Origin of the sequence: Epilithonimonas sp. UC225_85 (assembly GCF_042695135.1) — a bacterium.
Classification (GTDB): Bacteria; Bacteroidota; Bacteroidia; order Flavobacteriales; family Weeksellaceae; genus Epilithonimonas.
In genome coordinates this window covers 2,768,243-2,785,071 of record NZ_CP170547.1, presented here as the reverse complement: position 1 = coordinate 2,785,071, position 16,829 = coordinate 2,768,243, and the positions used below count along the sequence as shown (strand labels likewise).

The following is a 16,829-nucleotide window of genomic DNA, read 5'->3' as shown; positions in this document are numbered from 1 at the left end:
AATCAAAAAGAAAATTATGACGACACAAAAAACATTTGCACAAATCGTAGAACTATGGAAAAAAGACAAACAACTTTATGTGAAAAAATCAAGTTTTTCGGCTTATGTGCTTTTGCTGGAGAACCATTTGCTACCCAAATTTGCAGAAGTGAATAGCATAGAAGAAGAGGAAGTTCAGCAATTTGTTTTTCAAAAATTGGAACAGGGATTGAGCCAGAAAAGCATCAAAGATGTTCTTATCGTTTTGAAAATGGTAATGAAATTTGGGGCAAAGTATAAGTGGATTCAATATACACCATTTGACATCCAATATCCAACAGTTCGGGAAAATCAGAGTATTGAAGTTCTGACCAGAACCCATCAGAAAAAAGTGATGGATTATATTCAGGAGCATTTTACATTCCGGAATCTGGGGGTTTATATTTGTCTTTGTTCTGGAATGCGGATTGGGGAAATCTGCGCACTCACTTGGGAAGATATTGATACAGACAATGGGATTATCAACATCAGAAAAACCATTCAGCGAATCTATATTATCGAAGATGGCAAACGCAGAACAGAATTGCTTCTCGATACACCAAAAACCAAGAACTCAATACGGGAAGTTCCAATGAGCAGAGACCTTTTGCGAATGTTGAAACCCTTTAAAAAAATTGTAAATCCGTTGTTTTTTGTTTTAACAAATGATGCTAAACCAACTGAGCCAAGAACTTACCGGAGCTATTATAAAAATCTTATGAAACAACTGGAAATCCCGGAAATTAAATTTCACGGATTGCGTCATAGTTTTGCAACCCGATGTATTGAAAGCAAATGTGATTATAAAACTGTGAGTGTCCTGCTAGGGCATTCCAATATCAGTACAACATTGAATCTTTATGTCCATCCAAATCTGGAACAGAAGAAAAAAGCAATAGATCAAATGTTTAAGGCACTTAAATAGTTTTAGTTATGATATTTTTTGTTAGATTTGATAAAACTATTAACAACATTGTCAGAGTTCCAAACTCTGACAATGTTTTTTAACCATAAAATTCGTAAACACAGAATGTCCAGCCAGCCCGAATATATTCTTGAACAGAAATTAGTAGAACAATTACAGCAGTTAGGTCATAAGCCAGTCAGGATTTGCAATGAAGCAGATTTGATTATCAACCTAAAAACCAAGCTCGAAATTCATAATAAAAAACAATTTTCTAATAAAGAATTTGAGAAGATTCTAAATCATCTTGCCAAAGGAAATGTTTTTGAAAAAGCTAAAATATTGCGTGATCGATTTCAGTTTACCAAAGACAACGGGAATTCGGAATGGATTGAATTCATCAATCAGGAAAGCTGGTGTCAGAATCAATTCCAAGTCACAAATCAAATTGCTCAGGAAGGAGATTATAAAAATCGCTACGATGTCACGATTCTAGTCAACGGTTTGCCGTTGGTTCAGATAGAGCTAAAACGTCGTGGTTTGGAAATGAAAGAGGCTTTCAATCAAATCAACCGTTATCATCATCAGTCATTTAATTCCGGAAAAGGTTTATTCAACTACGTTCAGTTGTTTGTTATCAGTAATGGCGTCAATACAAAGTATTATTCGAATAACGCTAAACAAAGTTTTAAACAAACTTTCTTCTGGTCTGACGAGCACAATAATAATATCACACAACTTGAAGATTTTGCACAGGCATTTTTAGAGCCTTGTCATATTGCCAAGATGATTACGAAATATATTGTGCTGAATCAAACGTATAAAATTTTAATGGTTCTTCGACCGTACCAATATTATGCGGTAGAAAAAATTGTTGAAAGGGTTAGAAATACCGATAACAATGGATTTATTTGGCATACAACAGGCTCAGGGAAAACATTAACTTCTTTCAAAGCAAGTCAGATTTTGAAAGAAATTCCTAAAGTGGAGAAAGTTGTTTTTGTAGTGGATAGGAAAGATTTAGATTATCAAACACAGAAGGAATTTGATGCTTTTGAAAAAGACAGCGTAGATGCTACAGAAAATACGGCACATCTTGTAAAGCAACTTTCTGACAATACAAAACTCATTGTAACAACTTTACAAAAGCTGAATACCGCCATTACCAAAGAAAAACACGGTAAAAAAATAGATAGACTAAAAGATAAAAAAGTAGTTTTCATTTTTGATGAATGCCACAGAAGTCAGTTCGGGGAAACACATCAAAATATTAAGAAATATTTCCAAAAAGCACAGATGATTGGCTTTACCGGAACGCCAATTTCAGAAGTTAATTCAGTTGGTAAAATAGATGGAATTGCTGCAACTACCAATATGCTTTTCAAAGAATGTCTTCATAAATATGTAATTACAGATGCTATCAGAGATGAAAATGTTCTAAAATTCTCAGTCGAATACGTTGGCAGATACAAAGAAAAAGAAGGTAGTAATACGTACATAGATATGGAAGTTGAAGCTATTGATACTCAAGAGTTATTAGCAAGTCCAAAGCGTCTGGAGAAAATCACCGATTACATCATAACGGAACACGATAGAAAAACCCATCAGAAAACATTCAATGCAATGTTCTGCGTCAGTAGCATAGATGTTTTGCAGAAATATTATGACCTCTTTCAAAAGAAAAAAGAAGAGGGAAAACACAATCTGAAAATTGCAACCATCTTCAGTTATGGAACTAATGAAGAGAATAATGGTGCAGACGGAAATTATCAAGAAGAAGATGTTTTGTCGATGGTTGCGGAGCCACCTGCAAAATATGGTGATTCACATAGCAGAACTGTTTTAGATCGATATATTGGTCATTACAACGAAATGTTCGGAACAAATTTTTCTACGAAAGACAGCCAGACTTTTTATAATTATTACAACGATATTGCGAAAAGAGTCAGAAACAAAGAAGTTGATTTGATTATTGTGGTCAATATGTTTTTGACAGGATTTGACAGTCCGCAATTGAATACTTTATTTGTAGATAAAAACCTGAAATATCACGGATTGATTCAGGCATTTTCTAGAACCAACAGAATCATCGGAGAGAAAAAGTCACAGGGAAATATCGTTTGTTTTCGCAATTTAAAATCTGCGACAGATGATGCAGTGACTTTATTTTCTAATAAAGAAGCTATACAGGAAATAATCATCCAACCCATTGAAGATTATATTGAACTTTTCAAAAATTCTTTAGAAAAACTGAAACTAGTTGCACCCGAAATTCAAAGTGTAGACGCTTATCAAACCGAGCAGGAGAAATTTGAATTCGTTACAGCCTTCCGTGAATTGATGCGTATTCTGAATGTCTTAAAATCCTTTACAGATTTTGATTTTGACCAATTAGAAATAACAGAATTTGAATTTGATGGATATAAAAGTAAGTATCTTGATATATGGACAGGTCAAAGAAATCCTTCTACAGTAGGAAAAGTCAGTATTTTAGATGATGTTGATTTTGAATTAGAGCTCATCCACCGTGACGAAATCAATGTGAGCTATATACTTTCACTATTAGCAAATATTACTGAGATAAAGGGAAGTAAGCGAGAAGCGAAAATAAAAGAAATCCGAGAAATTCTATCCGGAGATGCCCAATTACGAAGCAAAAAAGAATTGATTGAAAAATTCATCGATGAGAATTTACCACATATTCCGGATGGCGATTCTGTAAGCGACGAATTTGATAATTTCTGGAATAAAGAAAGAACTGATGCTTTTGAGAAAATTGCAGAAGAAGAATCTCTTAATAAAGAAAAATTTCAAGAAACGATTGATAGCTTTCTTTTCACTTCCAAAATACCCAAAATGAGCGATGCCTTAAAACTTTTAGAAATAAAACCAAAACTGACGGAACGAAATAATATTGGAAAAAGAATTATCCAAAAAGTTCAGGATTTTGTGGAGGTTTTTATTGATGGGGTGGCGAGTTAAATAAAACAAAAAAACTATGAAGAATAATGACCTAATCGATGTTTTCACTCCCAGTGAAGTTTTTCTAGCATACAAGAAAGTTAAACATTTTTTTTATTATGATAATGCTAATTTATTAGAAAAAGAGAAATTAGCCAATTTTGAACAATCTGTTTTTTATGAAAATATCCATACAGATTGTAAATCAGATTTTAGTATAGTACAGAATGCATTGTATGTCCGCATATTAGATTTTGTTGATCAGTATTTTAATTCTAAATCAGGAAGCTTAGAATTAAGTAAAAGGATAAGGCTCATAAAACTACCAAAAAAATTAAAAGACTCTAAACTAGATGTAATTACAAATAAATCAAATTCGGAAGAAAAATATGTAATCGAAAGGACAAGCAAGTTTGCTGATTTTCCAATTGAAGTACATATTTTATCTGTTCTTTGGATTATGTATAGTGGTCGGTATCTTCAGCCTGATATTCATAATGCAAGTTATGCTAATGTATTAGATTTTGAGTTTTTGAATCACAAATCTGAGCCTTCTGAAAATCTAAAATTGTTTAAACCTTATTTTGTACAATATCAATTGTGGAGAGATTCTGCAATAAACAAAGCCGAATCTTTGCTTGAAGAGAAGCGAGATGTGACAATTTTAAGCTTGGATTTAAAAGACTTTTTTCATACAATAACACTAAATCTAAATGAGACTTTTGATAGAATAGAAATAAATCTTAAAAAAGTAACAAGTGATAAAAATATTTTAAAAAGGTCACAATCTATTAATTCTATATTTTTTAAGATTCATTATGCATACAGATTAATTTTAGAAGACTATAAGAATACTAAATACGAAGTATTCTCATTGCCTGTTGGTTTAATATCTTCAGGTTTACTGTCTAATTATTATTTAAGCGAATTAGATAATAGAATAATTAATAATCTTAACCCTGCATTTTATGGAAGATATGTAGATGATTTAATGTTTGTTTTTTCAGATTTAAATAGCAATATTGATAGTACTTTAAATTCATCGATAATTTCATTTCTTAACAAAAATTTCGTTGAAAAAGGAATTCTTAATTTTAATATTGAAAATCTTGATATTAAGAATATTTATTTTCGTAATAATAAATATGTTGAATATAAGGATAATATAAATTTAGATGACTTGGATGAATGTATATCTAAATTTAACATTTCGGATGGACAGTTAAACTCTTTTCTTGTAAATAATATCAAATTCAAAGTAAATTATAGTGATTTAGATAACGATGAGAGATCTGATAAAGTTTTTAGTTATGAAAGTTTACAAATTCAAAGCAGTAAAATTGTTTTACATTATTTAGCTCACAAAGAATCCAAAGCGATAATAAATATATTCAAAAGAAAACTTGATAATCAAAGAAGCGAATTTCGATTTTTACCCGATGAAGATGAAATAAGTGAAAAATTTGATGAAGAAGCTTTTGAATTGAAATATAATGATTCAATTAATAAATTTAGAAGCATAAGTGATTTTTCAGAAAATAAATATGGGGCCTCTAAATTTTTAGCAAAAATGATATTTGCAAAGAGTTATGGGAATCAAGAATTTGATGAAGATTCAGACAATCAAATTTTGACATTCTTTAGAGGAGAGCTTGCCATAAAGTTTTATTCTCTTTGGGAAAAAGTTGCAACCTATTTTATTGTAAGTAATCGCATAGATTATTTAGTTCAATTTAAAAGAAACATTGAAAATTCTATTATAAAAACTGAGTTTAGTAAGGATATAGAAAGTAACAAATCCCAAAAAGAAATCTTTATTGAATACCTACGCGTATCACTTTCAATTCCTTTGGCATTAAATCCTTCTCTTGTAAGAAATATTAAAAATAATGGAGGAGATGAATATGAATTTTTTAAATCGTGTGAAAAAACAGCATTCAAATTACGAGCTAGCAATTTATTTAGACATTCACTGATGTCAATTCCTGCTTGTAATTTAACAAACATTTTGTATACAAAGCTAAGCTTGCTTGAAAAGGATTTTAATTATTATGATTTTGAAAATCTCGGAAAAAGAAGTAAACAAAATGTTAATAAAGATGAATTATTTCGGCTTTGTAAAAAATTATGCTATTTAGCACCGAATTATATACAGTTTCACGAAGTAAATATTTTAAGGATAATTGATGTTATTTCTAATTTTGATGATAAAAAGAAAGTAGTTGAAATTCCTGAGTTTAATTATATTTATCCATCTGATGATTCACAAAAAAATAAAGAAGATAAAAATCTAAACGGAGATATTGAGCATATTATCAATAGAATACCAGATGACAGTTTCAATCTATATTATTTTATTAATTATTCTTGGAAAGTTGGATTTTCAACAAAGAAAAGAGAAAAACTAAAAAATAAATATTTTCAGATTTCTGTATTGGATTCAATGGAAAATATTCAAGCATTAAATATTGATATCAAAGGTGACAATCTTAAAGATGAAAAACTTAATGGAATTGATAAAAGTGTAGCAATTGCTAACATGAAGGTTCACTTTAGTGACATGTTTGCAAGTATTCAAAATAATGCCAACGTTAAAAAGGATAGAAGAAAATTAGTTTTCAGTTTAATAAATGATGCAGATAGAAGTAATGCTGATTTACTAATTTTCCCAGAAGTGTCAATACCATATTCTTGGATTAGATTACTTGCAGAAAGAAGTCATAAAAGATATATGGGAATAGTAGCAGGATTAGAGCATTGGGTAAATAAAAAGAAGATTGTATTTAATTTTTTGGTCACAATTTTACCATTTAAAATAAATCATTATAATACTTCACTTGTTAAGTTGAGACTAAAAAATCATTATTCTCATTCTGAAACACATTTAATTAAAGGTTATAGACTTAAGATACCTAATCAAGATAAAAAAGATTGTTTTAAGATGACATACGATCTTTTCCATTGGAGAAAGACCTATTTTTCAGTATATAATTGTTTTGAGTTAGCAGACATTTATCATAGATCTATTTTTAAATCTAAAGTAGATTTCATAATAGCTTCTGAATATAATAGGGATACGAATTATTTTTCAGATATAGCAGGAGCTTGGGTTCGTGATATTCATTCTTACTTTATCCAAGTTAATTCTTCAGATTTTGGTGACTCTAGAATTATCCAACCTGCAAAATCTTATGAAAAAGATTTAGTTCAAGTAAAAGGAGGGATAAACTCTGTTGTCCTTATAGATAAACTAAAAATATCAGATCTAAGAGCTTTTCAATTTAAAGAATATCATTTACAGAAAGATGATATTGATAAAGGTAAAACAGCCCTCAAACCAACGCCCCCTGATTTTGATCGAGAAAATGTGAAAATTAGAATGAAAAATAAAGATTTTAAATAATAAGATATTTTTCTAAGTTTTATATATTATTGCTACATATATGCTAAATAATAGTTTGAACAAAAGATAAAAATAAAAACCAAAGATCATTCGCTTCCTAGTCCAATTGCAAAATTCTGTTAAAGTCAAGCCTTCCAGATTTTTAGGAAAAGTTTTTACTTGTAAGATACACGAAAAAACTTTTCCTAAAAAACTTGACAGAATACCTCGCTCACTTTTAATAAGGCTTTTTTCCTTCGTTTTCTTTTAGAATATTTCATCCAAGAAATATTCTAATGAAAAAAGTATAAAATTGGAATATGATTTCTAAAAAAGGTGTTCAAGATTTAGCAATCTTTACTTGCAAATCCGAACGAAAGTTTCTACTTTTACTACGTAAAATTTTTATAATGGATTTTACCACTTTTTGCAAATGCCCTATTTAAGGCCATTCACAAAGATGCTACAGCGGAATGCTTATCAATAAAAGGACGAGAAGAAGTTACAAAAACCCTCTCTCTCCGCTGGTTGAGAAACTAAAATAAGCTAAAACGCTGTAAACATCAATGTTTACAGCGTTTTTTGTTTTAGCGCTAGTATAAAAAAAATAATAAACACAGGTGCAAACCATACCTAGGTAAAATGCATATAGGTTAATTTTTTTAAGAGTTGTTTGTTTTTTTATTTCTGTTGCACAGTAATCGATAAAATATGCTGATTGTCAGTTGTATAGACTTTATTGAAATTTCTTTTCAGAGTTCTAGAAAAATGAATTTTTTTTCAGAAAACACTTTAATTTAGCCAAATTATTATTTGTTAAATTTGATGTATTAGTATCTTGAAACGAATACTGAAGAATTTGTATAACTCGTCATATTTAATCAAAAAAAGTTGTAAGTTCATAAATACAGTTTTTTTAAAAGATTTACATGAAAAAAAGCCGCCCAATGGCGACTTTGTAATAAGGTGAATCTATAAGATTGTATGCTTATTTGTGATTGGTTGTTAATTATAAATTATCATCGACAAGAAATTGAACCCCTGCAGAACCCGCTACTGCACCTATAAGGACTCCCGCAGGACCTCCTACTGCTCCAAATATAGCTCCTGATACGTCAGATACGATTGCTCCAAATATACGGGCCCACCATCTGATTTTATTGTTGTGTCCGTTGGCATCTTTTGGATAAAAAGAAATCCAATAGTCCGTGCTATATCTTGCAATTGCTATTGTTGCTAATAACTGTTCTTTTTCTTCTTCTGATACCTTAGCTTGCAGGTAGCTTGTTTCGATCTCTTTCAATTGATTTACAATATCATCTGTATTTTCATAAGAATCTGCATTGAAAAAGTCTGCTAATTTATATAGTTCTCTTTTGTATTCATCAGAATATCGAAATCTTTTTCCCCACTCATCTACTTTTTCAGTAGTAAATTCAGTTGTCATTGATTCATCCATAATTCCCGAAACTGTATTTGAATCAAATTTGGATGTATCATAACCATTTTTCTTAACAAATTCCAAAGCCAGATCGGGTATCTCTTCCTTAGCAGGCTTCAATTTATGCATATTTGTCATAAAGTTGTTATGCAATTCGCCTAGATAATCAAAAGGATTTGATGTTCCCGCTCTTGATGCAACTGCGGTTTTACTGCTGACTTGGTTAGAATCAACGTAGCTATCGTCTTGATTACAAGAAAATCCAGTCAATAAAATTGCAGATAACATTAATTTAAATAGTGTTTTCATTTTTTAATGGTTTTTAATAATTAATATTTATTTATTTGGAAAAAAAATTATAAAATAGAATTTTGTTGTCAAAACTTTTCATCTGTTTTCCTTTTGTCAATCAAAGTTGCAAAAGCAATATTCAGAAACGGTCTGCTATAAAATTCTTTTGCATTACGCACTATAAAAGTCCAAGGAATAATAAATCGATCTAATGTTTCCAATGTTCGCCATTCTTTATTGGTGGCTTCTCCTCACCTTCAAAAGAAGACCTTATAGAATCTTTAGCGTCGGAACTATCTCTCGAAATCGTTCCTTTGTCTTCTGGTTTATTTCTTAGTACTACAAAATCATTTGTATTTACTTTATCATTATCCACAATCTCACCAGCTTCCCTACAGGAAACTAATGATGCTACTATGGTTAATGAAAGGATAAACTTTTTACTCATTTTAATATTTATTATGATTAATGGTTTATCCGGTACCGGATTTATATAAGCTTATGAGACGAAATTAGAAATTAAAACATCACATCTTTTAAGAAATTTTGAGACGATTTATAAATCATACCATACAATTTACAAATCGACCCAAAAATAAATTGCTGATTATCAGTAATTTACTGCTTAACAAAAGCAATTTTGAATGACTTTGACTTTTCAGCTTTATTTTAGTTATTTTTGGTGTATAAAACTAAGTTTTGAAACTTTATATACAGCTTATCATCTCAATGTTTCTACTATCTGCGGGGATATTTATTCACGGACAGAATTTGAAAATTACTGATGCGAACACTTTTTTTGAAATTCGAAAGTATTATGAAGATTTTCCTGAAAATGATAAGAGGGCTTTACCTTACGTAAATATCTATTTGAAAAAAGCAAAAAAAGAAGTTGATTATGAAGAGATGCTTCAGGGCTATCGGGATGCCGTGTTTTTCTCGGAAGACAAAACCTTAAAGCTTAAATATTCTGACAGTTGCGTGAGCAATATCCTCAAATCAAAAAATAACAAACTTATCAGTGAAGCTTACTTAGGAAAGGGAATTATTTATTATTTCTTCTATAAGCAATACCAGCCTGCATTAAACGAATATCTCAAAGCCTACGAATATTCAAAAAATATTGACGATGATTTTTTAAGATATAGGATTATCTATCATCTAGGTGTTGTTAAAAGTTACTTGGGATACTATGATGATGCATTGAAATTATTTAAAGAATGCTCAAAACATTTTGAGAAACTAGCTCGTTCAAATATCCATCCGAATCTTAAATTTAATAATAAAAAGGGATACCTGAACAGTCTTCATCAGCAGATCATCTGCTACGGAGAATTAGGGAATTATTCAAAAAGTGATTCATTAATTCATGTCGGTCTATCAGCTTTAAAATCATCCCAAGAATATGATTTAGAGAAAGCCTACTTTCTAAAATGTCTTGGTATTTCTAATTTTCGGAAAAAAGAATATCAAAAAGCCATACAAAACCTGAATTTTGCGCTGCCGGAACTGAAAAAAATTAACGATTTTACCTGGACATCTGTGATTTATTATTACTTAGGAAAATCTGCTGAAAAAATGAATAAGAAGGATTTAGTCGTTCCTTATTTCATAAAAGTAGATTCCATTTTCCAGAAAGAAAAATTCATCATTCCTGAACTACGGGGAAACTATGAGAGCCTGATTAATTATTATCATACAATAAAAAATCCTGAAAAAGAACTTTACTACACAAAACAATTACTGAATGCAGATAATATCATCAACAAAGATTATCAATACCTATCAAACAAAATTCACAAAGAATATGATACGAAATCTTTGCTGGAAAGACAAAAGCAGCTGGAAAATAATAACTCACTAGGTTTGATATTTTTAATCATTGCTGCTTTTTTAATTCTCTTGCTGATAATAATTATTATTCATAGAAAAAGAAACGAAAAAGAGATTTTACGCAAATATATAGAATTGGAAAAAAGAATCATTGACCATAAAGAATCAGCTGAAAAAATAGCTGTAACTTCCTATTCAGTAAAAGAAAATAGAACTGGTATTCCGGATGCCGTACTGAATGATATTTTGGAAAAGCTTAATAGTTTTGAAAAAAGAAAAGATTTCATAAAAAAAGGACTTACACAGCAGGAACTCGCTAAAAATTTCAGCACCAATACTACATATCTTTCGCAAGTTATAAATGAATCAAAAGGTAAAAATTTTAATGCATACCTAAATGAACTGCGTATAGGATATATTACTCAAAAATTGTATCACAATCCCAAATTTCTAGATTATACTGTGGAAGGACTATCACAGAAATGTGGGATAAGCTCACGTAAAAATTTTTCTGACCTCTTTCAGGAAATCAATGGCATGCGTCCAACAGATTTTATAAAGCAAAGAAAAAAAGAATTTGAAGAAAAGGGTAACACTTCTACACCTGTAGCTTCTTCAAAATCTTAATTCAAATAATTTTTTATTTACTTTCTTTGCTTGCCTCAAATCCATTTCAGCTATTCGAAAATATTCATTCAACTTCTTACTGCAGTAAGGATTATTTTAAGATCTGCTTAGTATAGGGAAGCAGTAAAATTCATTATGCTGACAAAAGCTTTGAAATAAAGCAGCACGGATTATTATTTGCCAACCCGTTAATATCGTATAACTGGAACCTATTGACGGACTGCAGTCTGGTTACAGTTGTATTTTCACAGAATCTTTTTTACCATTTCGGAGATATTTTTCTGAATGCGCTTCTAAGTGCTTAATCCGAATCTTTCAATACCGAATTATAAACATTTTGTATTTTCTGTAAATAGAAATACAGGACTTCAAATTTTCTGATAAAGAATTGTATTAAAATAAGTGATTGTAGTTCATTCTATAGATAAAACTAAAGCCTTATGCCGGAGGTAATCAAAGCCTCTGAAATCAATGATGCCTGGCAGAAAGTAGTCAATAAAGAAGCCAGATATACAGATTTGTAATTGATGCATCAACACTTAGAAGAACTCTACTTCGAAATACCAAGACTTGAACGTTTTTTCAGAATATTGTTTCAAAATGGCTTTGCCTTATATCAGCGACGATTAACCTTAGCCCTTTCAAGTTCGGCAGAAGTACGATATTCATTATTCAGAAAACAATATCCTACACTTAGCACTAGGATTTCACAAAAATACATCGCCAGCTATTTAGGCATTACACCGGTGTTCTTAAGTATTATAAGAAAGAGATAATTGGCAAGTAAACTTCCTTTAATATTGAAGATCTGAGAGAAAACTTCTATTCTTTTGGATCCATTCTGCGTGAGTATATCTAAAAGATAATTGTATCATTATTGACCATCAATTTAGGTTTTCCACATTATATGTTTATTTAGATTTCTGCGAATTATTGAATTTGTAGTGGTTTTTAAAATGGTCACAGTTTTGATGTAAAAACTAAAGAGTATTGAATTTAAAAATTAAAGGCAAAATCAAAATATATTTCGATCCTTTTTCTTTACCAATTACAAAAACAAATCAAGTAGAATATAATAATGGGAAATAAAAATTTAGTTCAAAAAAGTATTGATACAGTAAGAGTTTTATCAGCAGATGCGGTACAAAAAGCAAATTCAGGACATCCGGGAACGCCAATGGCTTTGGCACCATTAGGACATTTGCTTTGGTCTGACGTCATGCGTTACAATCCGAAAAATCCAGATTGGCCAAACCGTGATAGATTTGTCCTTTCTTGTGGTCATGCATGCATGTTGCAATACAGCTATTTATATCTGACAGGCTATAATGTCTCAGTGGACGATATTAAAAATTTCAGACAGCTACACAGCATCACCGCCGGTCATCCGGAATACGGTCTCACCCCCGGAATCGAAGTTACGACTGGCCCGCTCGGTCAGGGATTTGCGAACGGAGTAGGAATGGCGATTGCCCAGCAATATATGGCGGAACGCTATAACCGGCCGGGTTTCAATGTTTTCGATTATAAAATTTATGCAATATGCAGTGACGGTGATATTATGGAAGGCATTTCCGCAGAAGCCGCATCGCTCGCCGGACATCTGGGTTTGGGAAATATGATTTATTTCTACGACAGCAACCATATTACCATTGAAGGCGGTACTGATCTGGCTTTTGATGAAAACGTTGCAAAGAGATTTGAAGCTTACGGATGGCACGTGCAGGAATTGCCGGATATCAATGATCTTGAAGCATTATCCAACGCGATAAAGAATGCCAAAAAAGAAACTGGACGTCCTTCGTTAATAAAAGTCCGCAGCCATATCGGTTACGGAAGTCCCAATAAACATGATTCTGCATCAGCACACGGCTCACCTCTCGGCAACGACGAAATTCGTTTGGTTAAAGAAAATTTTGGATTCGATCCTGAAAAAAACTTCGATGTGCCTCAGGACGTTTTAGATTTTTATCATAAAGCGGGAAAGGAATCTTCTAAAAATGAGGATGACTGGAATACATTATTTAGTAATTATAAGAAAAAATATCCAGATCTTGCCGAAGAATACGAAGCCATAACTTCCGGAAAATTGCCTCAAGGCTGGGAAGACAAATTGCCGGTATTCGAACCTGGCGAGGATGTCGCAACCCGCAAGGCTTCAGGCAAAACACTGAATGCCATTGCAGAATATCTGCCTCAACTGATTGGCGGTTCGGCGGATCTGTCGCCTTCTACAAATACAGTTCTTGAGGCTTATCCATCATTTTCAGAAACACACCGTGACGGTCGTAATTTCCATTTCGGAATCCGTGAGCATGCGATGGGTGCGATACTCAACGGAGTGGCACTAAGCAATTATTTAATTCCGTATGGTGCAACATTTTTAATATTTTCAGATTATATGCGCCCGCCGCTCAGACTGGCCGCCATTATGAAAATACGTCAGATTATGGTTTTTACCCACGATAGTATTGGTCTTGGAGAAGATGGAACAACACATCAGCCGGTAGAACAGCTGCTCGGATTACGTTCGGTTCCGAATATGACAGTCATTCGGCCGGCAGATGCCAACGAAACGGCACAGGCTTGGCGTGTTGCCATTGAACATACAGACGGACCTGTTGCGATTGCATTAACAAGACAGGAAATTCCAATCATCGATCAAAAAAAATATGCGGACGCGAAAAATCTTGAGAAAGGCGCTTATATTCTTTCAGATTCGGAAGGTAAACCCGATATTATTTTGATTGCCACAGGATCAGAAGTCCATTTGATTCTGAAAGCGCAGGAAGAATTGAAAAAAAATAAGATTGACGCCCGTGTTGTAAGCATGCCTTCGTGGAATTTATTTGATAAACAAACTTCTGCCTATAAAGAAAAGGTTTTCCCTAAAAATATCCGCAAACGATTGGCTGTCGAAGCTGGTTCATCAATCGGCTGGATGAAATATACGACCGACGATGGTGATGTGATCGGAATCGACAAATTTGGTGAATCTGCTCCAGGAGAAGAAGTCCTGAAAGAGTACGGATTCAGCATTGAAAATGTGGTAAAAAGAGCAACTGCTTTATTTTCGAAAAACATATAATTTTTTTCACGAACTTAGTATCTGATATTTGAGGTTAATGTCTTACTGAATTAAATAAAAAATTAGATGTCGGCATTTATGAAAATTGGAATCTGTGCAGATCACGGCGGTTTCGAACTTAAGGAAAAAATAAAATCATTCTTATCTGAAAACCAATTCGAGCCGGTAGATTATGGTGCAATGGAACTGGATAATTCAGATGATTTCCCTGATTTCGTCATTCCGCTTGCAAAGGCCGTGGCTTCAAAAGAAGTTTTCCGCGGTATTGCCATTTGTGGCAGTGGTGTGGGAGCATGTGTTGCAGCCAACAAAATTCCCGGTATTCGGGCAGCATTGGTTTCGGATTATTTCTCTGCACATCAGGGCGTTGAGGATGATGATATGAATTTAATTTGTCTCGGCGGCCGTGTAACAGGTTATGCAATCGCAGAAGAGTTGATTTTAGCTTTTCTCAACGCTAAATTTATCGGAGCCGAAAGACATCTGCGAAGGCTGGAGAAAATTCAGAATCTGGAAAACCGTTCGTAATGGCAAATATTTTCAAATATTAAAATTTTATGTATATCCGTTTTACTCATAATGATAAAAATCAATAGTCTTTTGTCTTTCCGTAGGAATCTAAATTGTTTTATTTCAGTGTGTTGAGGTTCTTTCAGAAACCGAAGGTTCGGCGTAGCCAATGACAAAAATACTTCTAAAACTAAATTGTTACTGATTCCGGATATTCAAATAAAATTTAAAGTAAAACTGATTCCATTAATCTCATTATTAAATAACTTAACTAAGTATTAAAATATTATAAAAAATATTACAACAAAGTAACAAAATGAAACAAGAAAATAGAAATGCATTCGGAATGATAGGTTTGGGAACCATGGGCTCCAATCTGTTACAAAATATTGCAGACCACGGTTATAGCTGCGCCGGATATGACAACAGCATTGAAAAAGTCAATACCCTAAATGCTCTCAATAACGAAAATATTCAGGGATTTTCAAATCTGAAGGAATTTACAAACAGTCTTAAAAGCCCGAAAGTTGTAATGATGCTGGTTCCGGCAGGTGAAATTGTAGACAATGTGATCGATGAATTGCTCGCTGTTCTGAACAAGGGAGATATCATTATAGATGGAGGAAATTCACATTATACAGATACCGAAAGACGATACAAAGAATTGGAAGAAAAAGGTTTTCATTTTGTTGGAATGGGCGTTTCAGGTGGAGAAGAGGGCGCCAGAAGAGGCCCAAGTATGATGCCCGGCGGTGATGAAGAAGCTTATGAAGTCCTAAAACCTATTCTCGAGAAAATTGCAGCCCAAGTAGATGGTGAACCTACCGTCGCTTTTATGGGAAAAGGTTCCGCAGGTCATTTCGTGAAAATGGTTCACAACGGTATTGAATATGCAATTATGCAGCTGATCTCGGAATCTTATGAGATCATGAAAAAAGGTCTGAAAATGGATAATGACGAAATCCATAAAGTTTATAAAAAGTGGAATGAGGGAAGATTGAAATCTTATTTATTAGAGATAACAACTGATATTTTCACCTATAAAAATGAAGGAGAAGAGAACCTTCTGCTGGATAATATCAGAGATGAGGCTAAAGCAAAAGGTACTGGTAAATGGACTTCCCAGGCCGCAATGGATCTTCATCTGCCAACACCGGTGATTGACATTGCTGTTTCCATGCGTGATCTTTCTTCCTTGAAAAATCTGCGTGTTCAGGCTTCAAAGATATATCCGGATTTGGCTGACTTAAACTACAATGTTAATAAAGATGAGTACTGTAACCAACTGGAGGAAGCTTTCTATTTTGCAATGGTTTCCGCTTATGCCCAAGGAATGCACTTACTTTATCAGGCGAATGAAGAATTCAAATATAATCTTAACTTAGATCTGATTGCAAAAATTTGGCGTGGCGGCTGTATTATCCGCTCGGAATTTTTGGAAGATATTTATGCCGCTTTTAACAAAAACCCGGAGTTACAGCACTTGCTTCTGGATGAAACTGTTGCGCGAAATCTTGCTCAAAGCATTCCAAGTATTCGTACTATTGTTTCAGATGCAGTGATTCATGGTATTTCAACGCCCGCATTTTCTGCGGCATTGACTTATTTTGATGATTTCCGTTCTGAAAATATGCCGACAAACCTTATCCAGGCACAACGGGATTATTTCGGTTCTCATACCTATGAACTGAAAGCAAAAGAAGGCGTGTTTCATACCAAATGGGTAATGGAAAATATCAAAAATTAAGCTGTTGTTTTAATCCAAATTTTAAAA

At 32.7% G+C, this 16,829-nt stretch carries 9 protein-coding genes; 7 read left to right on the top strand and 2 right to left on the bottom strand.

The window, feature by feature from the left end; genetic code table 11:
- The first annotated feature begins 16 nt into the window (after positions 1 to 16).
- From ACFJGY_RS12705 to ACFJGY_RS12695, 3 genes are all read left to right on the top strand, one after another.
- Positions 17 to 943 (top strand): tyrosine-type recombinase/integrase, encoded by a 927-nt coding sequence (locus tag ACFJGY_RS12705; RefSeq protein WP_379964458.1) that lies wholly within the window; start codon positions 17 to 19, stop codon positions 941 to 943.
- A 72-nt stretch (positions 944 to 1,015) separates the two neighbouring features.
- Complete coding sequence (locus ACFJGY_RS12700; protein WP_379964456.1) at positions 1,016 to 3,904, top strand: type I restriction endonuclease subunit R; 2,889 nt, start codon at positions 1,016 to 1,018, stop codon at positions 3,902 to 3,904.
- Positions 3,905 to 3,920: 16 nt separating this feature from the next.
- Complete coding sequence (locus tag ACFJGY_RS12695) at positions 3,921 to 7,286, top strand: reverse transcriptase domain-containing protein (RefSeq protein ID WP_379964454.1); 3,366 nt, start codon at positions 3,921 to 3,923, stop codon at positions 7,284 to 7,286.
- Between the two features lie 988 nt (positions 7,287 to 8,274).
- On the opposite strand, the gene ACFJGY_RS12690 is transcribed toward ACFJGY_RS12695, so the two are convergent.
- Together ACFJGY_RS12690 and ACFJGY_RS12685 are read right to left on the bottom strand one after the other, a co-directional pair.
- Positions 8,275 to 9,015, bottom strand: a complete 741-nt coding sequence (locus ACFJGY_RS12690; protein ID WP_379964452.1) for a hypothetical protein — start codon at positions 9,013 to 9,015, stop codon at positions 8,275 to 8,277.
- A gap of 190 nt (positions 9,016 to 9,205) precedes the next feature.
- Entirely contained in the window at positions 9,206 to 9,445 is a 240-nt protein-coding gene (locus tag ACFJGY_RS12685) for a hypothetical protein (protein ID WP_379964450.1), read from the bottom strand.
- Positions 9,446 to 9,696: 251 nt separating this feature from the next.
- Between ACFJGY_RS12685 and ACFJGY_RS12680 the strand changes: the two genes are divergently transcribed.
- The 4 genes from ACFJGY_RS12680 to gndA all read left to right on the top strand — a co-directional run bounded on the left by ACFJGY_RS12680 (position 9,697) and on the right by gndA (position 16,802).
- Positions 9,697 to 11,457 (top strand): helix-turn-helix domain-containing protein, encoded by a 1,761-nt coding sequence (locus ACFJGY_RS12680; protein ID WP_379964448.1) that lies wholly within the window; start codon positions 9,697 to 9,699, stop codon positions 11,455 to 11,457.
- Positions 11,458 to 12,535: 1,078 nt separating this feature from the next.
- Positions 12,536 to 14,545, top strand: a complete 2,010-nt coding sequence (tkt, locus tag ACFJGY_RS12675; RefSeq protein ID WP_379964446.1) for a transketolase — start codon at positions 12,536 to 12,538, stop codon at positions 14,543 to 14,545.
- Positions 14,546 to 14,623: 78 nt separating this feature from the next.
- On the top strand, positions 14,624 to 15,073 hold the full coding sequence (locus ACFJGY_RS12670) for an RpiB/LacA/LacB family sugar-phosphate isomerase (protein WP_379964444.1): 450 nt from the start codon (positions 14,624 to 14,626) through the stop codon (positions 15,071 to 15,073).
- A 298-nt stretch (positions 15,074 to 15,371) separates the two neighbouring features.
- Positions 15,372 to 16,802 carry an NADP-dependent phosphogluconate dehydrogenase gene (gndA, locus tag ACFJGY_RS12665; RefSeq protein WP_379964442.1) on the top strand — a complete coding sequence of 477 codons (1,431 nt, stop codon included), beginning with the start codon at positions 15,372 to 15,374 and terminating at the stop codon, positions 16,800 to 16,802.
- The last annotated feature ends 27 nt before the right edge of the window (positions 16,803 to 16,829 follow it).